Annotated in this window: 23 protein-coding genes; 7 read left to right on the forward strand and 16 right to left on the reverse strand. The window is 72.3% G+C overall.

Annotated features, from left to right (window positions below; translation table 11 throughout):
• Nucleotides 1-8: 8 nt before the first annotated feature.
• The 3 genes from ABJI51_RS27475 (at nucleotide 9) to ABJI51_RS27485 (ending at nucleotide 4,435) form a co-directional block, all read left to right on the forward strand.
• Entirely contained in the window at nucleotides 9-746 is a 738-nt protein-coding gene (locus ABJI51_RS27475) for a hypothetical protein (RefSeq protein WP_348952443.1), read from the forward strand.
• Nucleotides 739-2,370, forward strand: coding sequence for a phosphoenolpyruvate--protein phosphotransferase (gene ptsP, locus ABJI51_RS27480; protein ID WP_348952442.1), 1,632 nt, complete (start codon nucleotides 739-741; stop codon nucleotides 2,368-2,370). Before ABJI51_RS27475 ends, ptsP begins: the two co-directional genes overlap by 8 nt.
• A 682-nt stretch (nucleotides 2,371-3,052) precedes the next feature.
• The gene (locus tag ABJI51_RS27485; protein ID WP_348949646.1) at nucleotides 3,053-4,435 is read left to right on the forward strand and encodes an MFS transporter; all 1,383 of its coding nucleotides are present in this window, start codon (nucleotides 3,053-3,055) and stop codon (nucleotides 4,433-4,435) included.
• A 73-nt stretch (nucleotides 4,436-4,508) separates the two neighbouring features.
• Here ABJI51_RS27485 and ABJI51_RS27490 read toward each other — a convergent pair whose 3' ends face one another.
• Nucleotides 4,509-5,159, reverse strand: a complete 651-nt coding sequence (locus tag ABJI51_RS27490) for a DUF1707 SHOCT-like domain-containing protein (RefSeq protein ID WP_348949644.1) — start codon at nucleotides 5,157-5,159, stop codon at nucleotides 4,509-4,511.
• A gap of 219 nt (nucleotides 5,160-5,378) precedes the next feature.
• On the opposite strand from ABJI51_RS27490, the gene ABJI51_RS27495 reads away from it, so the two are divergent.
• Complete coding sequence (locus tag ABJI51_RS27495; protein WP_348949642.1) at nucleotides 5,379-6,281, forward strand: hypothetical protein; 903 nt, start codon at nucleotides 5,379-5,381, stop codon at nucleotides 6,279-6,281.
• Nucleotides 6,282-6,285: 4 nt separating this feature from the next.
• Here ABJI51_RS27495 and ABJI51_RS27500 read toward each other — a convergent pair whose 3' ends face one another.
• From ABJI51_RS27500 to ABJI51_RS27510, 3 genes are read right to left on the reverse strand one after another with little or no spacing between them, the layout of a single operon-like run.
• Nucleotides 6,286-6,942 carry a response regulator gene (locus ABJI51_RS27500; protein ID WP_348949641.1) on the reverse strand — a complete coding sequence of 219 codons (657 nt, stop codon included), beginning with the start codon at nucleotides 6,940-6,942 and terminating at the stop codon, nucleotides 6,286-6,288.
• The gene (gene macS, locus ABJI51_RS27505; protein WP_348949639.1) at nucleotides 6,939-8,075 is read right to left on the reverse strand and encodes a MacS family sensor histidine kinase; all 1,137 of its coding nucleotides are present in this window, start codon (nucleotides 8,073-8,075) and stop codon (nucleotides 6,939-6,941) included. Before macS ends, ABJI51_RS27500 begins: the two co-directional genes overlap by 4 nt.
• A complete protein-coding gene (locus ABJI51_RS27510; protein WP_348949638.1) occupies nucleotides 8,072-9,268 on the reverse strand; it encodes an AI-2E family transporter in 1,197 nt (398 codons plus the stop codon). Before ABJI51_RS27510 ends, macS begins: the two co-directional genes overlap by 4 nt.
• 228 nt (nucleotides 9,269-9,496) lie before the next feature.
• On the opposite strand from ABJI51_RS27510, the gene ABJI51_RS27515 reads away from it, so the two are divergent.
• Both ABJI51_RS27515 and ABJI51_RS27520 read left to right on the forward strand, forming a co-directional pair.
• Complete coding sequence (locus ABJI51_RS27515; protein WP_348949637.1) at nucleotides 9,497-10,414, forward strand: hypothetical protein; 918 nt, start codon at nucleotides 9,497-9,499, stop codon at nucleotides 10,412-10,414.
• Between the two features lie 189 nt (nucleotides 10,415-10,603).
• Nucleotides 10,604-13,762 (forward strand): beta strand repeat-containing protein, encoded by a 3,159-nt coding sequence (locus ABJI51_RS27520; RefSeq protein WP_348949635.1) that lies wholly within the window; start codon nucleotides 10,604-10,606, stop codon nucleotides 13,760-13,762.
• A 202-nt stretch (nucleotides 13,763-13,964) separates the two neighbouring features.
• On the opposite strand, the gene ABJI51_RS27525 is transcribed toward ABJI51_RS27520, so the two are convergent.
• Together ABJI51_RS27525 and ABJI51_RS27530 are read right to left on the reverse strand one after the other, a co-directional pair.
• Nucleotides 13,965-14,735 (reverse strand): dioxygenase family protein, encoded by a 771-nt coding sequence (locus ABJI51_RS27525; protein ID WP_348949633.1) that lies wholly within the window; start codon nucleotides 14,733-14,735, stop codon nucleotides 13,965-13,967.
• Nucleotides 14,736-14,802: 67 nt separating this feature from the next.
• Nucleotides 14,803-15,195, reverse strand: coding sequence for a helix-turn-helix domain-containing protein (locus ABJI51_RS27530; RefSeq protein ID WP_348949631.1), 393 nt, complete (start codon nucleotides 15,193-15,195; stop codon nucleotides 14,803-14,805).
• Between the two features lie 66 nt (nucleotides 15,196-15,261).
• On the opposite strand from ABJI51_RS27530, the gene ABJI51_RS27535 reads away from it, so the two are divergent.
• Nucleotides 15,262-15,714, forward strand: a complete 453-nt coding sequence (locus ABJI51_RS27535) for a MarR family winged helix-turn-helix transcriptional regulator (protein ID WP_348949630.1) — start codon at nucleotides 15,262-15,264, stop codon at nucleotides 15,712-15,714.
• Here ABJI51_RS27535 and dnaB read toward each other — a convergent pair.
• From dnaB to rplI, 10 genes are all read right to left on the reverse strand, one after another.
• Complete coding sequence (gene dnaB / locus ABJI51_RS27540; RefSeq protein WP_348949821.1) at nucleotides 15,711-17,114, reverse strand: replicative DNA helicase; 1,404 nt, start codon at nucleotides 17,112-17,114, stop codon at nucleotides 15,711-15,713. The two genes, ABJI51_RS27535 and dnaB, sit on opposite strands and share 4 nt — an antisense overlap.
• 504 nt (nucleotides 17,115-17,618) lie before the next feature.
• Nucleotides 17,619-18,407 carry an ESX secretion-associated protein EspG gene (locus ABJI51_RS27545; protein ID WP_348949628.1) on the reverse strand — a complete coding sequence of 263 codons (789 nt, stop codon included), beginning with the start codon at nucleotides 18,405-18,407 and terminating at the stop codon, nucleotides 17,619-17,621.
• Between the two features lie 92 nt (nucleotides 18,408-18,499).
• Entirely contained in the window at nucleotides 18,500-19,834 is a 1,335-nt protein-coding gene (locus ABJI51_RS27550; RefSeq protein ID WP_348949626.1) for a hypothetical protein, read from the reverse strand.
• A 1-nt stretch (nucleotide 19,835) separates the two neighbouring features.
• Nucleotides 19,836-20,438 carry a DUF3558 domain-containing protein gene (locus ABJI51_RS27555; RefSeq protein WP_348949624.1) on the reverse strand — a complete coding sequence of 201 codons (603 nt, stop codon included), beginning with the start codon at nucleotides 20,436-20,438 and terminating at the stop codon, nucleotides 19,836-19,838.
• Nucleotides 20,435-20,803: a hypothetical protein gene (locus ABJI51_RS27560; protein WP_348949622.1), complete on the reverse strand. Its 369-nt coding sequence runs from the start codon at nucleotides 20,801-20,803 to the stop codon at nucleotides 20,435-20,437. Before ABJI51_RS27560 ends, ABJI51_RS27555 begins: the two co-directional genes overlap by 4 nt.
• A gap of 78 nt (nucleotides 20,804-20,881) precedes the next feature.
• Nucleotides 20,882-21,679, reverse strand: coding sequence for an ESX secretion-associated protein EspG (locus ABJI51_RS27565; protein WP_348949621.1), 798 nt, complete (start codon nucleotides 21,677-21,679; stop codon nucleotides 20,882-20,884).
• Nucleotides 21,680-21,695: 16 nt separating this feature from the next.
• Nucleotides 21,696-23,060, reverse strand: a complete 1,365-nt coding sequence (locus ABJI51_RS27570) for a hypothetical protein (protein WP_348949620.1) — start codon at nucleotides 23,058-23,060, stop codon at nucleotides 21,696-21,698.
• Between the two features lie 37 nt (nucleotides 23,061-23,097).
• A complete protein-coding gene (locus ABJI51_RS27575; RefSeq protein ID WP_348949619.1) occupies nucleotides 23,098-23,706 on the reverse strand; it encodes a DUF3558 domain-containing protein in 609 nt (202 codons plus the stop codon).
• Nucleotides 23,707-23,711: 5 nt separating this feature from the next.
• Nucleotides 23,712-24,080 carry a hypothetical protein gene (locus tag ABJI51_RS27580; RefSeq protein ID WP_348949618.1) on the reverse strand — a complete coding sequence of 123 codons (369 nt, stop codon included), beginning with the start codon at nucleotides 24,078-24,080 and terminating at the stop codon, nucleotides 23,712-23,714.
• Between the two features lie 135 nt (nucleotides 24,081-24,215).
• A complete protein-coding gene (gene rplI, locus ABJI51_RS27585) occupies nucleotides 24,216-24,674 on the reverse strand; it encodes a 50S ribosomal protein L9 (RefSeq protein WP_348949616.1) in 459 nt (152 codons plus the stop codon).
• Nucleotides 24,675-24,677: the final 3 nt, after the last annotated feature.

Genomic DNA, 24,677 nt, shown 5'->3' on the forward strand with positions numbered 1-24,677 from the left:
CCCGTCACATGGGCGATTCGTTCGGTTCGGCCTGGTGGCGCGGCTACGCCGCCCAGCTGCGGGCGATCGCCGAGGCGCGGCGCCCCGACCACCTCGCGATCATGCCGCTCGACGACACGCTCCAGGCGCTGGGCAAGCAGACCGAGGTCGACGAAGGCGTCTACGACGTGCCGGTGGAGGGCATCGTCGGCACGGTGGCCCGCGCCGGGGACTTCGACCGCGAGTTCCGGCCGCGCAACCGGGCGCTGCGCGAGCGCTGGGAGTCCCTGACACGGACGTCGGCGGACCTGCCGCCGGTGCGGCTCGTGCGCCTGTCCGACATGTTCTTCGTCGAGGACGGCCATCACCGCGTCGGCATCGCCCGCGCCCGCGGGGCCCGGGTCATCCGCGCGCGGGTGCGCTGGATCAGCACGGTCGCCTGCGCGCTGCGCTGCCTCACGCTGGCCGACCTGCCGTCCAAGACCGCCGAGCGGATGTTCCTGGAGCGCGTCCCGCTGCCGGACGACGTCCGCCTCGGGCTGTGGCTCGACGATCCCGCCGACTGGTTCCGGCTCGCCGACTCGGCCGAGGCCTGGGGATTCCGCCGTATGCTGGCCGGACGGCCGGTGCGCAGCCGTGACGAGCTGGCCGAAGCCTGGTGGCACGAGGAGGTCCGGCCGGTGCTCGAACAGGTACGGCAACGCGGTTTGTGCCCGCCACCACGAGATATCCAGGCCTATCTGAGCTATGGTCTAGACCATGTCTGAGTCGTCACTGTCCGGGGTCGCCGTCAGCCCCGGCCGCGCGAGTGGTCCCGTCGTCCGCGTTGCCGAGCCGCTGGGCGAGCCCGCCGCGACTCCCGCCCCGGCCGATCCCGCCGCCGAAGCCGCCCGGATCGCGCCCGCGGCCGCGATCGTCGCCGGCCGGCTGGAGAAACAGGCCGAGACCGCGACCGGCGAGGCGGCGACGATCCTGATCACGACCGCCGCGATGGCTGCCGACCCGGCGCTCGCCTCGCAGGCCGAGCAGCTGGTCAAGACGCAGGGGCTGCCTGCCGCGCGTGCCGTCTACCAGGCCGCCGAGGGCTTCGCCGAAGCACTGGCCGCGGCGGGTGGTTACATGGCCGAACGCGTCCGCGACGTCCGGGACGTGCGCGACCGGCTGATCGCCGAGCTGCTCGGCATCGCGCCGCCGGGGGTCCCCGAGCTGGCGTCGCCGAGCGTGCTGGTCGCCCGCGACCTCGCCCCGGCCGACACCGCGGGCCTCGACCCCGCCAAGGTCCTCGCCCTCGTCACCGAGGAGGGCGGCCCGACCAGCCACACCGCGATCCTGGCCCGCGCGCTCGGCATCCCGGCCGTCGTCGCGGTCCGCGGCCTGCTGGCCCTGGACGCGCAAGCGCTTGCGGTGGACGGCGACACGGGCACGGTCGAGGTCGCGGACCCGGCGGCCCCGGTCGTCACGGCGACGGTCGCCCAGCTCGCGGAGTGGAACGGCACGGGCGCGACGGCCGACGGCCACCGCGTCAAGGTCTACGGCAACGTCGGCTCCCCGGCCGACGCCCGGGCGGCGGCCGACGCGGGCGCCGAGGGCGTCGGGCTGTTCCGCACCGAGTTCTGCTACCTCGACGCCGCGGACGAGCCGTCGGTCGCCGGCCAGCGCGCGGCGTACACGGCGGTGCTTTCGCCGTTCCGCGGCAAGCCGGTGATCGTGCGGACGCTGGACGCGGGCGCCGACAAGCCGCTCGCCTTTCTCTCGCCGGAGGCCGAGCCGAACCCGGCGCTGGGTGTCCGCGGGCTGCGCGTGGCGTTCGACCGGCCCGAGGTGCTGGACCGCCAGCTCGAAGCCATCGCGGGCGCGGCGGCCGATTCAGGGGCCGAGGTCTCGGTGATGGCTCCGATGGTCGCGACGGTCGAGGAAGCGGCCTGGTTCGCCGCCCGCGTCCGCGCGGCGGGCATCGCCAGGGCGGGCGTGATGATCGAGATCCCGGCGGCGGCGCTGAGTGCCCGCGAGATCCTGGACGTCGTCGACTTCGTCTCGGTCGGCACGAACGACCTGGCGCAGTACACGTTCGCGGCCGACCGCCAGCTGGGCGCGGTAGCCCAGCTCAACGACCCGTGGCAGCCGGGCCTGCTGCGCCTGCTGAAGCTGATCGGCGACGCGGCCAAGGCCACGGGCAAACCGGCAGGCGTCTGCGGCGAAGCGGCCGCGGACCCCCGGCTGGCGCTGGTCCTGGCGGGCCTGGGGCTGACGAGCCTTTCGATGAACGCGCCGGCGATCCGTGCGGTCGGCGCGAGCCTGGCAAGCGCAACGCTGGCGGAATGCGAGGCCTTGGCGACGGCGGTCCTGGAAACGTCCGACCCCGCGGCGGCCCGCGCGGCGGCTCGCCCCTGACCCCGCTCGGATCGGCCGGCTTGACGCACGGTCGCGGCAGCTCAGGCCGGGCTGGTCAAGTCCCGCTCCGGTCGACCGGCGGCTGACCCCGCCCTGGTCGGTCGGCCGCGCTGGGCTTGGCGAACGTCTCCCGTGGCCCGGGCGCACCTCTGCTCTGCTGAGGCCGGCTGGTGGAGCCCGGCTCCGCACGGTCGCGACGGCTCGTCCCTGACCCAGCTTGGGGCGATCGGCTGCGCGAACGTCTCCCCCTGGTCCGCACGGTCGCGACAGCTCGCCCTGACGTGCTGCCGCGGAAGTGGGGTGTTTTAGTGCTGGTAGCCGGACCACCCCCCCCCTTGAGCAATAATCTAACCCGCGGGGGGGGGGGGGGGGGCGCCGCCAACCGGCTGCCAGGCCCTCCCCCCAGGCGAAAGCGGCAAAACACCCCCCGCCCCTGGGGGCGCCCCCCCCACTTTCAGTCTATCGGTCATCACCGACAGTGCCGGACTGTGCGAAGCTGATCATGCGGAGCTGTCCACATTGTTCGAGGGGTGTGGACAACCCCACCTGCCGAAGGCCGTCCCGGAAATCGCCGGGGCGGCCTTCGGTGCAAGAAAACCGGCGCAAGAAATCGCGGCGGGTTGTCGATCCCGGGTGTGTTCGCTCGACGAGGAGGTGAAAGCCGAACAGAGAGGACGTCCTCATGACCGCCACCGTCGAAGCCCCCGCTCTGCGGGCCGGGCGCCGGGAATGGGTTGGGCTGGCCGTGCTGGCGCTGCCTGCCCTGCTTGTCTCGCTGGACGTCTTCGTCCTCGTTCTCGCCCTTCCGCGGCTGGCCGATGCCCTGCATGCCGATGGCACCGAACAGCTCTGGATCATGGACGTCTACGGCTTCCTGATCGCCGGTTTCATGGTCACCATGGGGACCCTCGGTGACCGGATCGGGCGGCGGAAGCTGCTGCTTGCCGGGGCCGCCGCCTTCGGGGCCGCCTCCGTGGTTGCCGCCTTCTCCACCAGTGCCGCCATGCTCATCGGGGCGCGGGCCGTGCTGGGGATTGCCGGGGCGACGCTGGCTCCGTCGACCCTCTCGCTCATCGGCACCATGTTCCGGGATCCGCGGCAGCGGGCCGAGGCCATCGGGATCTGGGCCGGGTGCTTCACCGTCGGGGCGATCGTCGGGCCCGTGGTCGGCGGCTTCCTGCTCGAACACTTCTGGTGGGGCTCGGTCTTCCTGCTCGGCGTGCCCGCCATGGTCCTGCTGCTGGTCCTCGGCCCGAAGCTGCTGCCCGAGTACCGCGACGAGACCGCCGGCCGGCTCGATCTGCCGAGTGTCGCCCTCTCGCTCGGGGCCATCCTGCCCGCCGTCTACGGCGTCAAGGAACTCGCGCGGGACGGTGTCCACCTCGTGCCCGTCGCCGCGCTCGTGGCCGGGCTGGCCGTCGGGTACGTCTTCGTGCAGCGGCAGCGGACGCTCGACGACCCGCTCGTCGACCTGAGCCTGTTCGCCGTTCCCGCCTTCCGCACCACCCTCGGCGGGATGCTGCTGTTCAGCATGCTCGGGGGCACCACCATGCTGTTCGTCGCGCAGTTCTTCCAGCTCGCCCAGCGGCTCTCGCCGGTCGGGGCCGCGCTCGGGCTGCTGCCGGGGATGGCCGCCTCGACCGTCAGCTTCCTCGCCGCGCCGGTCCTCGCCCGGCGGTTCCCGGCCCGTGGCCTGATCGCCGGCGGGGTGGCCCTCGCCGCCGCCGGGATGGCGACGCTCGTCTTCGCCGACGCCGCCGGCGGGCCCGTGTGGCCCGCGCTCGGCTTCGCCGTGACGTCGCTGGGGGTCGGGCCCATGGTCGCGCTGGGCACCGACCTCGTCGTCGGCTCGGTTCCGGTGCGCAAGGCCGGGGCCGCCTCCGCGCTCGCCCAGACCGTCAACGAGTTCGGGTACTCCTTCGGCCTCGCGACCGTCGGCACGCTGGGCGGCGCCGTCGTCCGCGCCCACGGGTTCGCCGCCGGGCTGCACGTCGTCGCCGGGCTCGCCGCCGTCGCCTTCGCCGTCCTCGTCCGGTTCGTCGTGAAGAACCTGCGGGCCGCCTGACGGGCGAAGGCCTCCCCACCCGATGCCGGGGGTGGGGAGGCCTTGCCGGTTGCCGGGGGCAGAGGGACCCCGGCTAGCCGAAGAGACCGCGCCGCGGGTGGCGGATGACCAGCGATCCGCCGTGGATCCGGCCGGTCAGCACGTAGCGCGGATTGCCCATCCGCCCGTTGCTGCGGGTCTTGTCCTCGAGCGAGCCGAGCGTGACGTCGCTGATCGCGTTGACGTCCACCGCGGCGTGCTCCGGGATGATGATTTCGACCGAGCCCCACTTGGCGTCCAGCTCGATGTGCACCACCGGCGACTGGACCTGGGCCTCGGTGAAGTCCAGCTTCGTCGAGCCGTACTTGTTGCGCACGACCAGCTCCGACGGCACCACCCACGGCCCGCCGCGGTGCAGCGACGAGTACTTCGCGTTCAGCTCGAAGCGCTGCCCTGCGGGGTAGCCGCTGTAGCCCGTCGGCGGCGCGTACGCCGGAGCGGCGGCGACGGCCGCGGCCGGGTGGTAGAGGCCGGCCAGGTCGGCCAGCACCGCGTTCAGCTCGCCGCGGGTCCGCGACGCCAGTGCGCGGTCGGTGCGCTCGGTGAACTCGTCGAGGTCGATCATGCCGCGGCCGATCGCCTTCTGCAGCACCCCCACGACGTGCTCGCGTTCGTCGTCGGACACCCGCAGATCGCGCTCGCTCAACGGCTTGGTGTCGGTCACCGGAGTCTCTTCCTGGCCCATGCCCACGATGGTAGAACCGGATTTCACCAGGGAGATCGGGGGAAAACCCTGAACGGACCCGTATTCCGCGGTGCCGCGGTCGTCGCGGCCCTCTTCCTGCTGCCCGGGTGCACGGCCGAAACCCCGCCGCCGCCACCGCCGGCCACGACGGCTTCACCGAGTCCCGCGCCCGACCCTCCGGAAGGCCTGCTGGGGGTCCGGGGCACCGGCGGGATCGGGGTGACGGCGCTGCTCCCGACCACCGGCCCGACCGTCTTCGACGCCGACCACGGACCCGTGGCCACCCCGCCCGGCTACCCGGACGGGAACCGGGTCCTGAGCGTGCTGCGCGTCGGCGAGCACGTCGTCCTGACGGTCTACCCGCCGTACACGCACAGCACCGAACCCTTCGAAATCCTCGAGTACACCGGCCCGGCGAGCCCGCCGCGGTCCCTCGGCCAGGCGTGGTCGGTCGCGCCGGACGCCGCGGGCGACGGCGTCTGGCTGGTCCGGCAGGACTCCACGGACAACTGCCGCCTCCAGCACGTTTCGCTTGCCGGTGGCGACTTCGGCCGCGGCGGGCCCGCCGGCTGCCGGGTCCAGGTCCGCGGCGAAATCCGGCACGGCCTGCTGATCACCGTCCACTCGGGCTCCGCCGAGTCGGCGGACGTGCTGATCGACCCGCGGACCGGCCGTTCGGTCCGCCAGCACCCCCGCATCCTCGGGGCCGCCGGCGACTGGCTGCTGCTCGACGGCTTCACCGACCTGAGCCTGCTCGACCTGCGCGACGGCCGCACCACCCCGCTCACCAGGCCGGTGAGCGGCGGCCCGCCGACCGTCGTCCCGTCGCGGGACGGCCGGATCTTCGCCGTCGACTTCGCCAACCCGTCCTATCGCGGGCCCGTGCAGACGCGGGACATCTGGTTGCTCCGGCCGGACACCCGGACCTGGGAGCACGCGCCGGGGATGCCGTTCATCACCGAGCACCTCAAGCGCGGCGGCGGCATCGACTGGAGCGAAGACGGCGACCTCGTGCTGGCCGACGGCGTCCTCGCCGCCTGGCACCCGGGCGAACCGCAGTGGCGCATGGGCACGGCCGCGCTGCCGCCGGGCGACTGGTCGGGGATCGCCGTCCTCCCCTGAACCCTCACGCGTCGTCGAGGCCGTGCTCGATCGCGTACCTGGCCAGCTCGACGCGGTTGTGCAGCTGCAGCTTCCGCAGCGTCGACTGCACGTGGTTCTCGACCGTCCGGTGCGACAGCACCAGCCGCTCGGCGATCTGCCGCGCGGTCAGTCCCTTCGCCACCAGGCGCAGGACGTCGGTTTCGCGCTCGGTCAGCCGGGGCGGCTCGGCGCCTTCCGCGGGCGCGTCGGCCATCCGCCGGTACTCCCCGAGCACCAGCCCGGCCAGTCCCGCGGTGAACACCGGGTCGCCGGCGGCGGTCCGGTGGACCGCGTCGACCAGCTCCGCCGCGGACGCCGACTTCACCAGGTAGCCGGACGCGCCCGCCTTCACCGCCTCCAGGACGTCCTTGTGCTCGCCGCTCGCCGACAGCACCAGCACCTTCGTCGACGGCAGTGCCGCGGTGATCTCGCGGGTGGCGTCCACCCCGGAGCTGCCGCCGAGGTTGAGGTCCATCAGCACGACGTCCGGCTGCACGGTCCGCGCGATGCGCAGCGCCGCGTCCGCGTCCGGTGCCGTCGCCCGCACGTCGAAGCCGTGCTCGGTCAGGTCACGGGCCACCCCGTCCCGCCAGATCGGGTGGTCGTCGACCACCATCACCGAAATCCGCGGCTCGCTCATTTCGCACCCTTCGCCTTCGGCACCCTGACCTCCCACTCCGTGCCCCGGCCGGGCCCGGTGTCGAGGGTCGCGCTCCCGCCGAGGTCGCGGACCCGCCCCCGGATGGATTCCACCACGCCGAGGTGCCCGTCCGCCGCCGCCTGCTCGAGAACGCCGTCCGGAATGCCCGGTCCGTCGTCGCGGATGCTCACCACGACCTCGTCGCCGAGGTCCTCCAGCAGGACCCACGCGTGCGCGTCCGGGCCCGCGTGCTTTTCGACGTTCGACAGCGCTTCGCGGGTCACGGCGAGGAGTTCGCCGGTGACGTGGGCGGGCAGCTCGACGTCGTCCGCCGGGGCCGATACCTGCACCGACGAGGTCGCGAGCAGCTGCAACGCCGCTCGCAGGCTCGTCCGGCCGCTGTCGTTGGGCCGGACCGGCTCGGTGGTCACCAGCGACCGCAGGGCGATCTCCTGCTCGCCCGCCAGCCGGGCCAGCTCCGCCGCCTCGCCGCCGACCTCGTTGCCGCGCTTGCGGACGCGGGCCAGCACCTGCAGGACGCTGTCGTGGATCGAGCGGGCCAGCCGCTCGCGCTCGGCCGTGGCCGCTTCCTTGCGCAGTGCCTGCTCCAGCCGGGCCGCGGACCGGCGGCCCATCGTCGCCGCCATGCCGACCAGCAGGCCGGCGGCGGCGAGCAGGACGCCGTCGCGGGCGACGTCGAGGTCGAACTTCTCCCGCGCGATCCCGGTCGCCACGCCGACCACCAGCCCGGCGAGCACCCCGCCCGCCGCGCCGAACCGCGCGCCCGCGGCGACCGGCGGCACGGCCGCCCACACCGTCGTGATGAGCGGGACGTTCAGCGCGAACTGCGCGTCGCTGAGCACCCACGGCGAGGTCAGCAGCAACGCGGTGGTGAGTACCAGGTCGAAGACCACCAGCCACGGCGGCCGCGTCCGCTCGCGCAGGTAGAGGAAGCTGCTGACCACCGACCACAGCGCCATCACGCCGAGCACCGTCCAGGCCAGCCAGTCCCGCCGGTAGTGCCCGCTCTGGACGATCACGGTGCCGCAGGCGAACGCCCAGGTGAGCACGCGGAAGGCGAGCACGCCCCGCCACATCGGCGTGACCGGGTCGGGAGTGCGCGCGGCGGTCATTCTTCTTCGCCGCGCGTGGGCACTTCCGCACCCGGCGACCCGGGCTCGGCGTCGTTCGGCTGCGCGGCCTGGTCCTTGAGGACGTCGACCTCGGCCGGGTCCGGGTCCGTCTCGTGCAGCAGCGACCGGATGCCCGCGTTGAGCACCGCCAGGATCGGCACGGCCATCAGCGCGCCCGCGATCCCGCCGACGACCAGGCCGCCGGTGATCGCCAGCACGACGGCCAGTGGGTGCAGCTTCACCGCGCGCCCGAGCAGCAGCGGCTGGAGCACGTGGCTTTCCAGCTGCATCACGCCGACGACGATGGCGAGCACGATCACCGCGCCGATGAAGCCGTTGGTGACCAGCGCGATCAGCACCGCGACGCCGCCGGTGATCACCGCGCCGATGATCGGGATGAACGCGCCGAGGAACACCAGCGTCGCCAGCGGGATCACCAGCGGCACGCCGACGATCCACAGCCCGACGCCGATGCCGACCGCGTCGACGACAGCGACCGCGGCCGTCGCGCGCACGTAGCTGACCAGCGACGCGAACCCGCGGCGCCCGGCGACGTCGACCCGGTTGCGCACCCGCGCGGGCACACCGCGGACGAGGAACGTCCAGATCGTCTCGCCGCCGCTGAGGAAGAAGATCGTGATGAACAGCGTGAGCAGGAAGCCGGTGACGATCTCGCCGACCGTGCTCGCCGTGGTCAGCGCGGTGTCGGTGAGCCAGGCCTGGTTGTTCTGCAGGAACCCGAAGACCTGGTTGATGAAGTCCTGCAGCTGCTCCTGGCGCAGGTGCGCCGGGCCGTTGATCAGCCAGTCCTTGATCTGGTTGAGGCTTTCGTTGAGCTGCTTCTGCAGCTGCGGCAGGCCGGAGGAGAACTGCGTGACGACGAACGTCAGCAGCCCGCCCAGCACGGCGAGCCCGGCGATCAGCACGATCGCCGTCGCCAGCCCGCGCGGGAACCTCACCGCCACCAGCTTCTGCACCGCGGGCGCGAGCAGCGCGGACAGCAGCAGCGCGATGCCCAGCGGGATCACCACGACCGACAGGTAGCCGATCGCCCAGACCACGGCGTACAGCGCGGCGACCACCACGATGAACCGCCACGCCAGTGCCGCGCTGATGCGCAGGCCCCGGGGGATCAGCCCGGTGATGTCCTCGTGCTCCGGCAGGAACTGGTCTTCGCGTCGCGCGTGGCTCACCGGCTCACCGTAGCGGCTGGACCGCCCGATCCGGCCGCTTTCGCCCTGCCGCGTCCGGCATGCCGGACGGCCAGCGGTGATCACCCGACGTCAGAACGGGCTACACGCTGTGTTCTTCACACGATGGGGGCATCAAGTCGTGTCGAGGATGCGCGGCGGGGCGCGGGTTTGGTTAGGTCGCTTCCGCAACGGCACGTCCATCACGGACCAAGCACGAGGAGATCACGAGTGGCGAACACCGCGGCGAACGAGGGGCAGGGCGCGCAGCGCGCCGGCCGTCTCGTGTCGCGCGTGCTGTTCGTCCTCGGTGGCGCGGTGGCCGGCACGGCCGCCGCGTGGCTCGTTTCCGGCGCCGCCGCTTCCGCCGACACCGTCTCCGTTCCGGTCGCGCCGGTCGCCGACGCGACCGCCGGCGACCTCGGCGACGTGACCGGCGGTGTCTCGGACGTCTCCGGCGAGGTCGCCACCTCGCCGCAGGCCGCGACGGAGTGGAGCAGCCCGCGCGTGTTCGAGCACGAGGTCTCCGAGCGCGTCAGCGACTCGGTCACCGACCTCGCCACGGACACCGTCGTCAGCCCGGTGCAGCGCACCCTCGGCGCGGTCGAGCACATCGCCCGCAAGCCGGAGGACGCCCGCCGGGTCCTCGAGGAGACCGTCGCCCCCGAGCCTGCCAAGGACTTCGGCCGCCAGGTGTGGCAGCTGTTCGACCCGGCCCGCGAGGGCGACCTGCTCCCGCAGCTGCCGGGTCTCGCCCCGGTCGAGCAGGCGCCGGTCACCGCGCCGGTCGGCCAGACCACGGACACGGTCGCCGTCTCGGCCGTCGAACTTCCCGCCGCGTTGCGAGCCGCGCTCGCGATGCCGACGGGTTTCCAGCACGACGAGCGCACCGGTGCGGCGGGCAAGGCCCGCGACGCGCACCGTGACCTGCCGTCGCCGCTGACCCCGGCGCAGCTTCCGGTTGCGCCGTCCGTCCCCACCGCCCCGGGTGGCACCACGGCCCCCGGTGGACACCTCGACGGCCTCAACTTCGGCGTTCCGTTCTGGACGACCGAAGCCGTCGACACCGCCGTCGCGGCGATGAGCCGCGCCGGCCTGCGCCAGACGGCGCGCACCCCGGGCGAGCAGCCCGGTGTCACTCCTGACTGAACACCTCCCTGCACGGGTAGCTGACGCACCCAAGTCCGTCTTCATCTGACGGCGTCCCCGCGTCCGCGAACCATCCGTGCCACGGCGGTGCGCTTTCGTGCGCCCGCAAGAAGTTCCATCCCCCTCTGGTGCCGTTCGAGGCACCTCCACGAGCCCGCAAGGGAACCCGAAATAAAGGAGAAAAACCCCATGCAGACGTGGGCAAAGCGCGGACTCCAGACCGCACTTGTCACGGGTGGGTTGCTGATGCTGGGTACCGGCATCGCTTCGGCTGACGAGAACGTCAACCCCGACACCCCGGCCTCGCCGCTCGACCTCAACGTCACGGTTCCGATCCAGGAAGCCAACAACGCGGTCGGCACCCCCCTCGGCCAGCTGGACCTGCCCGCCGGGCAGACGGAGCTGAGCGCCAAGCCGGTCACCACGGCCGCGAACGAGGCCGTCAAGCAGGTCGACGAAGGCAGCCCGATCGGCCAGAGCACCCTCGGCGGTGTCACCAAGGCCGATGGCGCCGGCGCCTTCACGCCGAGCCACAACCTGCTCAAGGGCAACAAGGTCACCGGCGACGTCGTCGTCCCGATCCAGATCGTGGACAACGCGATCGGCGTGATCGGCGACGCGAACGTCCAGGGCGGGAACCACACCCAGACCTGGGACCACAACCAGGACATCGCGACGACCGGCGAGGGCTCCAGCATCGCGGGCAACGCGGTCGCCCTCGACTGGGCGCTCCCCGTGCAGATCGCCGGCAACGGCGGCGGCGTCGCCGGCGGCACCGGCCGCGTGACCGGTGGGTCGGCCAGCCAGAGCGCGAACGAGACCGGGAACGTCGACACGAACGGCGACGGCTCGGCCCTCTCGGGCAACATCGTGGCGGGCCAGTTCGCCACCCCGGTCCAGGTGACCGGCAACGCCGCTTCGTGGATCCTCGGCAACGGGCAGAGCCACGGCTACTCGGCCGACACGGTCGCCACCTCCGGCGGCTCGCTGTTCACCTCCGGTGACAACAGCGCCGGGTCGGGCAACGTGGTCGGTGCGCCGATCGCCCTGCCGGTCAAGTTCAACTGCAACTCCGGTGCGGTGTGGGGCTCGCTGTCGAACTCCGACGGCTGCAACACCTCCGCCGACGCCACGGCCGGGGACACGCGCGAGGGCAGCCTCGGCATCCCGACCTACCTCGAGACCAGCGGCAACGACTCGTTCCTGTCCGGCAACGGCGGGGCGGCCTCGCTGTCCCCGATCGCGAACGTCGCGGGTGTCGCCGGCTCGTGGATCGGCAACGCCTCCTCGGGCCTCCCCGAATCCGGCAGCTCCTCCAGCACTGTCGACTCGGGTGGCTTCGTCAAGACCGCCGGTGACAACGCGAGCGGCTCGGGCAACGTCCTGAACCCGTCGGTCGCGCTGCCGGTCGAGGCCTTCGGCATCGGTGGCACGTACATCGGCCAGGCGAACGCCGCGCACGACAACACCACCGACGACAACGCCGGCAACGGCAGCTACACCCGGGGCAACGACTCCGTCCTCGGCGGCAACATCATCAACACCCAGACCGCGGGCGCGCCCGAGGTCTTCGGCATCGGCGGCAGCCACATCGGCAACGCGTCCGGTGCGGCGACCGAGGACAAGACGGTCACCGCCGGGGCGTACGACGGCACGCAGGGCAACAACTCGTCCGGCTCGGGCAACGTCGTCCAGGTGCCGGTCGGCCTGCCCGCCGAGGTCTTCGGCATCGGCGGCTCGTTCATCGGCCAGGGCTCCGGCTCGGCCGACGAGACCAAGGTCGTCTCCGGCGGCGGCGGTGGCAGCACCCACGACGACAACGGCTTCCTGAGCTCGAACCTGGGCACGGTGCCGGCGTCGCTGCCGGTGCAGGTCGCCAACATCGGTGGCGCGTTCATCGGACAGGGCCACGGCAAGGGCTCGACCGACACGACCTCCCACGCGGGCGGCGACGTCTCGGCCGACGGCCCGGCGGGTGCCGGCGCGGGCAACATCATCGAGGCCCCGGTCTCGCTGCCGCTGCAGGCGATGGGTGTCGGCGGTGCCCTCGGCGGCATCGGCACCGGCGAGAACGACAACATCACCGACTCCTCGGCGGGCGGCGACGCGCTGACCGACGGCCAGGACGGTGCGTTGACCGGCAACATCGTGAAGGCCCCGATCGCGGGTGCCGGCAACATCTTCGGCGACGGGATCGCCGGGGCGGCGCTGGGCACCGGCACGGGCACCAACGACCTGCAGTCGGCGGCGGGCGGCGACGCCACCACCAACGGTGACCGCGGCAGCGTGGCAGGCAACATCGTCGGCGTGGACGCGCTGCCGGTGGTGCAGGTCTTCGGCGACGCCGTCAGCGCGCTGGGTGTCGCCAAGGGCACCGGCATCAACATGACCTCGGTGGAGAACGCCGGCGACGACACCACGTCGGGCCTCGACGGGGCCATCTCCGGCAACATCCTCGACATCCCGGTGACCGCGATCGCGCAGCTGTTCGGCGACGCGGTGACCGTGGGCGGCGTCGCGCACGCCGTCGGCGACAACACGCTGACCACGGAGAACGGTGGCGAGCCGGTCACCGAGGGCAACGGGTCCGGCCTGTCGGGCTACAACTTCTACCACGCGTTCGCGCTGCCGGTGCAGATCTACGGGGTGCCCCTGGAGCTGCTCGGGGTCGCCACCGCGGACGCGACCGACGTGACGAGCATCGACGAGGCCGAGGACGCCATCGCGTTCCCGGTCGACGGTTCGGAGATGGCGGCCGACGAGCTGCCGTCGCTGACCGGGCTCGCCAGTGGCCTGCCGACGGCGGGGCTGCCGCTGCAGGGCCTGCCCGCGCTGCCCACCACGGCTCCGGTCGGCACCCAGCGTGCCGACGTGCCGCCGGTGACCAGCCCGCTGGCCGGGCTGTCGCAGCTGGCGCACCTGCCGACCCCGGGTGGCATCTCCGGCGTCCCGGCGCTGCCGAAGCCGACCCTGCCGTCGACCTCGGCGCTGCCCGCGGTGACCGGGCTGTCGGCGCTGGGTGGTGCCCTGCCGGGCCACAGCACGCAGCGTGCGGACCTGCCGGCCGCCGGCCTGCCCGTCGCGGTTCCGGCGCTGCCGGCCGTGCCGTCGCTGCCCGCCCTGCCCGCCGAGCGTGCGGACCTGCCGACCGGTGGCCTGCCGGTCGCGCTGCCCGCGCTGCCCGCCCTGGGTGGTCTCCCGGCCCTGCCCGCCGCCCCGGCCCTGCCGGTGAACGCGAAGCTGCCGGTGCTGGACAGCGCCGCCCCGGCCGCTCAGGTTCCGGCGATGTCGGGCCTGGACTCCACCGGCTTCCTCGCGAAGCTGCTGGGCCTGGTGAAGCGCAAGTAGTGCGGTGACGCCGGGCGGGCCCAGCCAGGGTCCGCCCGGCCCCAGACCCCGTTTTCGCGGGCGGGCGTTCCACCGCGCCGCGAGGGCGACCTCGCACGGAACGCCCCCTCCCCGCGATCACGGACCCCGGAAAGCTCTCCTTCCCTGGAGACGGCGAGCCCCAGGAGCCACCCGGCTCCTGGGGCTCGTTCGCGTTCGCGGGTCAGGAGAACTGGAGGGATCGCTTGGCGAGGCCGTGCCAGAAGCCGTCGATCACCGTGCGGCCGGCGGCTTCGGCCGAGCCGGCGCCCAGGGAGACGAACAGCGGGGCGAAGTGCTCGATCCGCGGGTGCGCCAGCGCGGCCGCCGGGGCCTTGTGCCGGAAGTCGAGCAGCGTGTCGACGTCGCCGCCGGCGAGGGCCTCCGCGCCCCAGTGGTCGAACTCGGCCGACCAGGCGGGCGGGGTTCCGTCGGCGGAGCGGGCCATGCCGCTCAGGTTGTGGGTGAAGAAGCCGCTGCCGATGATCAGCACGCCTTCGTCGCGCAGCGGCGCCAGCTTGCGGCCCAGGTCGAACAGCTCCCGCGGGTCGAGCGACGGCATCGACACCTGCAGCACCGGGACGTCGGCATCCGGGTACATCTCGACCAGCGGCACGTAGGCGCCGTGGTCGAGGCCGCGCTCCGGCGCGTCGTGCACCGGCGTGGCTGTCGAGCGCAGCAGCTTCCGCACCTTCTCCGCCAGCTCCGGCGCGCCGGGTGCCGCGTACTTCACCTGGTAGTAGCGCTCGGGGAAGCCCCAGAAGTCGTACACGAGCGGCACCGTCGTCGTCGCGCCGATGGTGAGCGGTGCCTCCTCCCAGTGCGCCGACACGACCAGGATCGCGCGGGGCTTCGGCAGGTCGGCCGCCCAGCCGGCGAGCTGGCGGGTCCAGGTGGCGTCGTCGGCGAGCGGCGGGGCGCCGTGGCTGAGGTAGAGAACCGGCGTGCGGGTCATCGAGCGCTCCAGTGATTGAAAATTCAACTACTAGAGTATCCGACGCCGGCGCGGCCCGGGATATTCCTCAGGCCGCTTCGAGGTTGGCCGCGCAGCGCTCCAGCGTGCGGATCGTCGTGCGGTAGTCGTCGTCGCCGATGCCGTCGATCGCCGTTGCGCGGAAGGCCTGGACGCGCTGCTCGACACGCGTGTGAGCTTCGCGGCCCGCGGCTGTCAGCTCGCCGGTTTCCGTGACCCAGCCGCGTTCGCGCAGGTCGGCGATCTTCGGGGCCATCGAGCCGTCCGCGGCGACGAACGGCGCCATGACCTCGTCGACCTCCTCCGGCGTGCGGGCGCCGAGTGCGATCGTGTTGAGTACCTGCCAATGCCGCCGGGTCAGCGACTCCTCGTCGAGGATCCGGCCCATGGAGGATTCGAGAAGCTCGTGGAGGTGGCGCAGCCACCAGCCGAGGGGTTTCATGGAGACTCCTGAATGTTGATGGACAACTACATGTAAAAGTACATGTAGTTCGGAGGTGAGGCAACCATGACGGACGCGGTGGCCGACGTCGAGCGCGCCATGATCGCGATCCGCCGCAGCCAGCAGCGCCGGGCACTGAGCCGGATCGGCAAGGCGCGCGGTCGCGGCGCGCACGACCCGGTGTATGAGCTGCTCGACGTCGTCGAGGAACTCGCCGAACGCGGCGAGCCCAGCACGGTGACGGCACTGAGCACGGCGATGGGCGTCGACCAGCCGCGCGCCAGCCGCCTGGTGGCGCGCGCGGTCGAGCAAGGCCTGCTCCGCCGCGAAGCCGACCAGCGCGACGGGCGGCGCGCGGTGCTCGTGCCGACACCGGAGGGCCAGGCACACCTCGACGACATGCACGCCTTCCGGCGCGGGGTGTTCGCCGAGGTCATGGCGGACTGGCCGGAGGAGGACCGCGAGACGTTCGGCAGGCTCCTCACGGCGTTCGTCCGCGGGTACAGCGCCCTCGGCTAGTCGTGCGAGAGGTCGACGAACCGGCTGTAGTGCAGCTGGTGCGCGACGGTGATCGTCGCCGTCGGCCCGGCACGGTGCTTGGCGATGATCAGGTCCGCCTCGCCCGCCCGCGGGTCGTCGCGCTCCCAGGCGTCCGGGCGGTTGACCAGGATGACGAGGTCGGCGTCCTGCTCCAGGGAGCCGGACTCACGCAGGTCGGACAGCATCGGCCGCTTGTCCGTGCGCTGTTCGGGACCACGGTTCAGCTGGCTGATCGCGATCACCGGCACCTCGAGCTCCTTGGCCAGCAGCTTCATCTGCCGGGAGAACTCCGAGACCTCCTGCTGCCGCGACTCGACGCGCTTGCCGGACGTCATCAGCTGCAGGTAGTCGAGGACGACCAGCTTGAGGTCGTGACGCTGCTTCAGACGGCGGGCCTTCGCGCGGATCTCCATCATCGTCATGTTCGGCGAGTCGTCGACGAACAGCGGCGCCTCGGACACCTCGCTCATCCGGCGGGCCAGCCGCGTCCAGTCGTCGTCGGACATCTTGCCGCCGCGCATGTCGGCGAGGCGGATCTTGGCCTCGGCCGAGAGCATGCGCATGACGATCTCGGTGCGGCTCATTTCCAGCGAGAAGATGACGCTGGTCAGGCCGTGCCGGATGGACGCCGACCGCGCGAAGTCCAGGCCCAGTGTCGACTTGCCGACACCGGGACGGGCCGCGACGATGATCATCTGGCCCGGGTGCAGGCCGTTGGTCAGCTCGTCGAAGTCGGCGAAGCCGGTCGGGATGCCCTGTGACTGGCCGCCGCGCGAGGCGATCGCGTCGATCTCGTCCATCGTCGGCTGCAGCAGCTCTTCCAGCGCGACGTAGTCCTCGCTGGTCCGCCGCTCGGTGACGTCGTAGATCGCCGCCTGCGCGCGGTCGACCACCTCGTCGATGTTCGCGCCGTCGCCCGCCGCCGCGCCGTAGCCGTACTGCACGATCCGGGTGCCCGCCTCGACCAGCCGGCGCAGCACCGCCTTCTCCGCGACGATCTCCGCGTAGTAGCCCGCGTTCGCGGCCGTCGGCACCGTCGCGATCAGCGTGTGCAGGTAGGGCGCGCCGCCGACGCGGCCCAGCTCGCCGCGCCGCTCCAGCTCCGCCGACACCGTGATCGGGTCGGCAGGCTCGCCGCGGCCGTAGAGGTCGAGGATGCAGTCGTAGATGGCCTGGTGCGCGGGCCGGTAGAAGTCGTCGGGGCCGAGCGCTTCGATGACGTCGGCGACCGCGTCCTTGGACAGCAGCATCCCGCCGAGCACCGACTGCTCGGCCGCGATGTCCTGTGGTGGCTGGCGGTCGAACCCGCCGGAGCCGGGGTCGCTCGGACCCGGGTCGGACTCCGCGTACGTCGGACCGCGGTCGTCGGTCAGCGCCACCGCCTCGGACACCTCCTCATCGTGTCGAACACGCGTTCGATTATGCCGGATCTTCGCTCTCGAAGCACGCGGCCGGCGCCCGTGCTCCCGTCCCCGTGCCCGCCTCCCGATGATCGGCGACCACGCCGGCCGGCCGTCGCAGGACACGCGGAGCGCCACCGTGAGTACAGGCCCGAGCGGGCACGCTAGATCCCCCGGAAGGCCGATGCCAAATCAGGGTGGGGACCCATCTGTGGACAACCTGGGGATGAATGGGGGTATCCAGTCACAGGTTCCCCGAGAGCTGTGGACAAGTTGGGGACAAGCGTGATCGGCTTCGGTAAAGCCGCAGGTCAAACACTGTGTACAAGATGTGGAGAACTCCCGTGAAACTCGTCCGGCGTGTCGCGCGAAGTCCGTTCTTCGGCGTGTCGTGGACCAGCCGTGGCCCATTGGGTCGCGCCACCTGTGGATGAAAATCACGGAGCGTAGAGCCGTAACCCGGTGGGCTGAACGGTGGCCGGGTCAGGCGGCGGTGAGCCGGCCCTGTGCGCTGCGTAACCGCTCAGCGAGAACGCGCTGGTCGGCCGGGGTGAAGGCGATCCGGTTCTCCCCGCGCCCGGGAATCTCCTCGGTCAGCCAGCGGCCTTCGGAGGTATCGATGTAGTTCACCGGGCGTTCGATCCGGTGCCACGCGCCGGTGCGGCTGCGGGCGGCGACGTACAGGCTGCCACTCCCCATCCGGCGCAACGCGAGGATCCGGCGGAGTTCCTCCACCTCCTGCGACCCCTCGGCCGGGCGGCCGCCGCGGAGCACGGCGACCTCGCCGTCGTCGTGGCTCGACGTCCCTTCGAGCCGGCTCTTCGGCACCGCCAGCGGCGTCCCGCGGCCGGGCGCCAGCTTCGGGATCTGGCCGAGGAAGTCGTCGAGCAGCTCCCCGGGCCGCGACGACTCCAGCACGACGACGTCCAGCTCCTCGTGCTTGGCCAGCACGAACGCCTCACCGCCGGCACTGCCCGCCAGCAGCCGGTAGCTCACCGGCTTGCCCTGGAACCCGCCGTCGATCCAGCCGTAGTACTCCAGCTGCGGCCGGGCGATCGCCTCGACCGTCGCGACGAACCCGGCGTGCATGCCGCGCGGGCCGAACAGCCCGGCCTTGGCCAGCTCGGCGTTGGCCCGCTCGTCCTCGGCGCGCTGGGCCTCGTCGCTGTACCAGGCAGGCCGCTCGGCCAGCACCGTGTGCGGCTCGCCGCCCCGCCGCCGGATCAGGTTGATCAGGGTGCCGGTCGTGATGGTGACCTGCTTGTCCAGCACCGCTCTTCCCCCATGAAGATCGAACCCAGTGAAATCGTGAACCCGGACGCCGGGCGCGCCCATCTTGGCACGCGCCCGGAAGCCTGCGAGGTTTATTCGCCGATGACCGGCGGCGCGGTCAGCTCGTCGGTCCCGAAGATCTCGTTCGGGTCGTCCCCGAGCAGGTACTTCGACGTCCGTTCTTCGTCGCCGCCGCCCTGGCCCTTGGCGCCGTGCCCCATCGGGCCCATGCCGCCCATCCCGGCGGCGCCGCCGCGGCCCGCGCCCATGGCACCGCCCGCACCCATCGCACCGCCGGCACCAGGGCCGCCCCGGCCCGCGCCCGCAGCGCCGTCGGGGACGGCCACGCCGGACGAACCACCAGGCCCGAAGCCCACGCCACCCGGCCCGAAACCGGCCGTCGGGTCGCCGATGCCGCCCGAGCCACCGGGCCCGAAGCCCGCGGTCGGATCGCCGATGCCACCCGCCCCGCCGGGCCCGAAGCCGCCGCCCGCGCCGGGCAGCTTCGGCGGCGTGTAGCCCGACGAATGGGTGCCGTCGAAGTTCGGCGGAGTGTAGGGGCCCGGCCCGGGAATCCGCGGCGGGTCGTAGTTGCCGCCCGGGATCCGGCCCGGATCGAAGTTCGGCGGCTTCGACGGGTCGAAGCCGGGGATCTTGCCAGGGTCGAAGCTGCCGCCGGGCGTGTTCGGCTGGCCGCCGAAGTGCGGCACGCCGCCCGGACCCGGCATGTTCACGCCACCGGGCACCGACCCGGAGCCGTTCGGGTCCTGGCTGCCGGTGCGGCCGTCGTCGCCGGGCTTGCGGCGGCCGTCCTTGCCGCCGCCGTCGACGGTGACGTTCTCCTGCTGCCCCTGCAGCGCGGAGTACGTCGGCATCTTCTGGCCGTTGTCGTTGCTCGCCTTGTAGTAGGTGTTGAAGGCGTCGACGTTGGCCTGGCCCTTGGCGTTGTAGTCGCGGATCGCCCGGTCGGTGTCGGTCGTCCACGGCTTGAGCGCGTTGAGCAGGTTGTTCTTCGGCGGGTCCTTCGGCACCTCCTGCACCTGGGCGTGCACCGTGGTGAAGGCGTTGTGCTGCTCGCCGAGGTACTTGTCGGACTCGGTGAGCTTCGTGCCGGAGTCCTCCATCCACACCCGCAGCGGGTGCGCGCCCGCCTTCTGCGCCGCCTCCGCGCCGCCGCCGGTCCAGGCCGCGTCCATCTCCTTCGCCAGCGCGTCGATGGTGGCCAGCCGCTCCTGGTAGGCACCCCGGAGCCGGCTCGCCGCCGACTGCCCGCTCGCGATCGAGCCGGGGCCGGGACCGTGGGTGATCTTCTCCCAGATGTCGTAGCAGTCGATCTTGCGGTCGCCCTGCACGGACGTGTGGTCGTCCGAGTGCGTCGTCGCCAGGTTGTACGCGGCGAACCCGCCCAGCAGCACCAGTTCCAGCATCTCAGGCTCCCAGGGTCCGGACCATGATCTCGCCGAACTTCGCCGCCACCGAGCACGGGTCCGACGCGCCGTCACCGTGGTCGTACTGGACCAGGATGTTGACCACCAGCTGGTCGGTCACCGCGACGAAGAGGCCGCACTTGCCGTTCTTGCGGTCGTCCACCGCGGCGGCGTAGACCCCGGGATAGCCGTAGCTCTGCGTCTCGCCCCAGTAGGCGTCGTTGGCCCTGGTGTCGTAGACGTCCTGCAGGCCGTTCTTGTTCGCCGTCACCGTGGTCACGTCGATCTGGTTGCCCGGGTCGGCGGTCTCCTGGAAGGTGCAGCTGGGACCGTTGCCGGTGGTCCGCGGCTCGCCCTCGCCGAGGCCGAGCGACGAGCGCCCGGTCGCGTCGAGCGTCGCGCAGGCGTCCGAGGTGATCGCCGTGACGTTGAGCGGGTGCGGCACGTGCGGCGCCGTGTCGGCGGTGGACCGGGTGGTGGTCTCGCTGCCCGTCGTGCCCGTGGCGAGCGCCGGGTTGGCCGTGCCGTGGGTCCGGCTGGTGCAGCCCGCGACGGCGAGCACCGCGCAGGCCAGTGCCGGGACGGCGAGGAGTCGTCGGTTCACGTGGCCTGGTTCCCCGTCTGCGAGAGGTCGGCGTGGGTGTCCGACTCCTTGGTGGTGATCCGCTGCTTCGCGGCGGTCAGCGCGTCGATGTAGTTCTTGACGTATTCCTGCATCTTGCGGTTCTGTTCCAGGAACGCCTTGCCGGAGGGGTTCGCGAGCTTCTCCCAGTCGCCGCTGGCGAACTCCTTGCCGGGCGCCTTGACGTTCGCCATCAGGTTGGCGTCGTCGTAGTCGCGCTTCAGGTCGGCCTGCAGGTCCTGCCACTTCTTGATGACGCCGTCGATCTTGTCGGCGTCGAAGGTGAAGCCGCCGCCGCCCCCTGGCCCGCCGTTGGCGGGCGCGGACATGCTGACCTCGTTAGCCATGCGATTCCATCCCCTTCACGTCCTCGCCCATTCTCCTCGGACGGGGCGCGGGCGTCCGGGGTTCCCCGAAAAGGGTGGTCAGGTGAGCGCGCTCTGGGCGTTGCGCAGCCGCTCGCCGATCGCCTGCGGCGTGCCGGGGGTGAACACGACGAGCGAGTCGCCGCGGCCGGGGCGTTCCTCCATGAGCCAGCGGCCCTCGGCGGTGTCGACGAAGTTGAGCGGCCGCGGGCAGCGCTGCCGCCGGGTGCCGGGACCCCGGCGGCCTGCCACGTACAGCGTGCCCGCCCCGGTCCTCGGCAGGCCCATGATCCGCTGGATCTCCTTGAGCGGCGAGAGCTGCTCGTGGCGCCCTGGCGCCTTCTGCATGATGGACTGCCGGTCGTCCTCGGCCGTGGCCGCGCGGCCGCTCTCGTACTCGCTCTTGCTGGTGACCAGCGGCTGGCCGGACGCCGGGCGGCCGGCCGGGATCATGTCGAGGAACGTCGGCAGCACCTGGTCGGACCGCTGCCGCTGCAGCACCACGGTGTCGTCACCGCTGACCCGGATGAGCGCGAAGCCCCCACCGCTGCCGCTGCCGGACAACGCGGAGAACTTCGCCGGGCTGCCGTCCTCGAACTCGCCGTCGAACCAGCCGTAGTACTCCAGTTGCGGATGCGAGAGCGACTCGAGCACGGCGAGCAGGTCGCGGTCCATGCCCCGCGGCCCCAGCAGGCCCGCCTCGGTCAGCACGTCGTTGACCTGCTTGTCGAGCAGGCGCTCGGCCGTCTCGTCGTAGAACGTCGGCGTCTCGGCGAACGTCTGGTGCGCTTCGCCGCCCCGGCGCTTGATCAGGTTCAGCAGCGTCGGGATGGTGAACTTCGTGGGCTGGTCGAGCACGGGTCGGTCCTTCGGGTCATTCGCCGATGACGGGCGGCGCGGTCAGCACGTCGGTGCCGAAGAGCTCGTTCGGGTCCTCGGCGACGAGGTACTTGCTGCTGTGCTCCTCGTCCTCGGCGCCCTTGCCGCCCTTGCCGGCGCCGTGCGGCCCCATGCCGCCCATCCCGCCGGCACCGGTCGCCCCGGGACGGCCGGCAGCCATGCCGCCCGCACCCCGCGTCCCGGCCGCGCCGCCGGCCCCGGCCTCGGCCGCGCCGGAGAGCGCGCCGCTGCCCGGGCCGAACCCGGCGCCGAACCCGGCCGTTCCGGCACCGGCGTCAACGCCGCCGCCGCCGGGGCCGAAGCCGCCGCCACCACCCGCGGGGCCGAAGCCACCGCCGGGCGGGCCGAAGCTGCTCGTGCTGGGGTCGAGGTACCCGGCCGCGTTCGTGCCGTCGCCGAACCGGCCCGGCCCGGGGATTTCCGGTGGCTGGTAGTGCCCACCCGGCGGGGTGGGGACCGGAGTCGGGGTGACGTGCGGCGGCGTGACCGGTGGCGGCGTCACGCGCGGCGGGGTGTCGAACTTCGGGGTGCCGATCTGGGGCGGGGTGAACGAGCCGCCACCCCCACCGCCGCCGCCGAAGGAGCCGCCACCGCCGCCGCCGAAGTTCCCGCCGCCGTTGCCGAAGTTGCCGCCACCGCCCGGGTCGGAGATGTTGTTGCCCTGCCAGGCCTGGTACTGCGGCATGCCGGCGGCGTTCTGCACGCTCGCCTGGTAGTAGGCGGTGAACGCGGCGACGTTCGTCTTGCCCTGCTCGTTGTACCGGTTGATCTCGTCGTCCTTGTCGCTGAACGGGTTGATCCCGTCCATGAACCCCGCGGACGGCGGTTCCTTCGCGATCTCCTGCACCTTGCCCTTGACGGTGTGGAACGAGTCCGCCTGGTTGGTGAGGTAGGTGTGGCTGCGCTGCAGGTTGTTCGCCGACGAGTCGAGCCAGATCCCCAGCGGGTGGGCGCCGGCCTGTGCGGCCGACGCGGCGTTGCCCTGCCAGGCGGCGTCCATCGTCTTGTTGAGCGCGTCGATCTGGCGCGAGCGCTCGGCGTGCACCTCCTGCAGGGCCTTGGCGGCCGCGGAGCCCTCGTCGAGCGACTGGGTGTTGCCCGGGCTGATCTGCTCCCAGATGGCGCGCGCGTCGATCGAGCGGCCGCCGAGGTTCGCCTCCGCGTGCTGGGCGTCCGGCCCGCCGCTGAACAGGCCGACCAGGCTCCCCGCGACGGCCCCGACCCCGGCACCGACCGCCGTGCCCACCCCGGGCACGACCGACCCGACCGCCGCCCCGATCCCGGCGCCGGCGGCGGCGTACTTCAGCTCCTTGCCGACGGTGTTGGCGTCGTTCCCCATGAGGTGCCATCCCTCCCGAGGCGCTCGGCAGCGCGGCTCACGCCGCGCCCTTGAGATGCTGGATCATCGCTTCCGCGACCTTCTGGGCCACGGTGCACGGCTGGGTCTTGTTCTCGCCACGGAGGATCTGGGCGGTGACGACGACCGCGAGCTGGTCGGTCACGCCGACCCAGATCGGGCAGTTGCCCTGGGACCGCAGGTCGGAGACGTTCGTGGAGACCGCCGGGTACCCGGCGATCGTCAGCGGCTCGAAGTAGGCGCCGCGCTCCTTGCCCGCGTAGATGTCGCTCAGGCCGTTCTTGTTGGTGGGGAACGGGCTCACCGACACGGTGTTGGCGTCCGTGCTGACCGAGGCCCACGTGCAGTCCGGGCCGGCCGGGCCCTTGGTGACCTCGCCGGGCTTGACCATGCCGATGTCGTCCTGCTGGGCAGGCGAGAGCGCACTGCAGGGCGCCGAGAGCAGGCCGTCGACCGGCAGCGGCGCAGGGACCTTCGGCGCGTCGCCGCCCTGGCCCTGGCTTGCCGTGGTGCCGGTGGTGGGACTGGTGGTGTCGGCCGAGCCGGTCCCGGTTTTCGGGCTGCTGCACGCGGTGAGCAGGGTGAGCGCGGCGACGGCGGCCGCGGCGAGCCGGACGGTGCGGAACACGGGCACTAGAATCCTTTTCCCTGGCTCTTGACCGCGTCGGTGGCCTGCTGCTCGCCTGCCTTGATCTTGCCGCTGGCCTCTTCGAGCGCCCTGATGTAGTTGTCGACGTACTGAGCCATCTTCTGGTGCTGCTCGAGCAGGGTGTTGCCGGACAGCTTGGCACCGGTGTTGACGAAGTCGCCGCTGGCGAACTCCTGCCCCGGCGGCTTGACCCAGGCGATCGCCTGCGCGTTCTTGATGTCGTTGGTCAGCTCCCGGCGCAGGTCCTTCCACTGGTTGATCACCGCGTCGACCTGGCCCGGCTCGAACCGGTAGCCGCCGGGAGTGCCGCCGCTGCCGACCTGGATCGGCGCGGGTGGTGGCACTTCGCTCATCAGAGACCCCCCTTCGCTGCGTCCCGCTGACACCTCGGATCTTAACGCAGCCGCTTCCCGGCCTGCCCCGTCAAGCACACAGGCGGGGCACCCCGTTCGTGGGGTGCCCCGCCTGGTGAGGAGCCTGGCCGGGCCTTACTGCGCGGCCTTGACCTCGAGCCGCACGTCGACCTTCACGTCCGGGTGCAGCCGGGCGCCGACCGAGTGCTTGCCGACGGTCTTGATGTGCTCGCGCAGCTCGATGACGCGCTTGTCGAGCAGCGGGCCACCGGCCGCCTTGATCGCCTCGACGATCTCGCCGGCGGTGATCGAACCGAAGAGCTTCTTCGAGCCCTCGGCCGCCTTGCCGGTCAGCTGGATGGCGCCGAGGCCCTCCAGCGTCGCCTTGATCTCCTTGGCGTGGTCGAGGTCGCGGATGCGACGGCTCTCCTGCGCCCGCTGGATGGTGCGCACGTTCTTCTCCGCGCCCTTGGAGGCCACGATCGCGTAGCCCCGCGGGAGCAGGTAGTTGCGCGCGTAGCCGTCCTTGACCTCGACGATGTCGCCGGGGCCGCCCAGGTTGGCCACGTCGGTGGTGAGGATGATCTTCGCCATGTC

It is taken from the genome of Amycolatopsis melonis, assembly GCF_040064235.1.
GTDB lineage: Bacteria > Actinomycetota > Actinomycetes > Mycobacteriales > Pseudonocardiaceae > Amycolatopsis > Amycolatopsis melonis.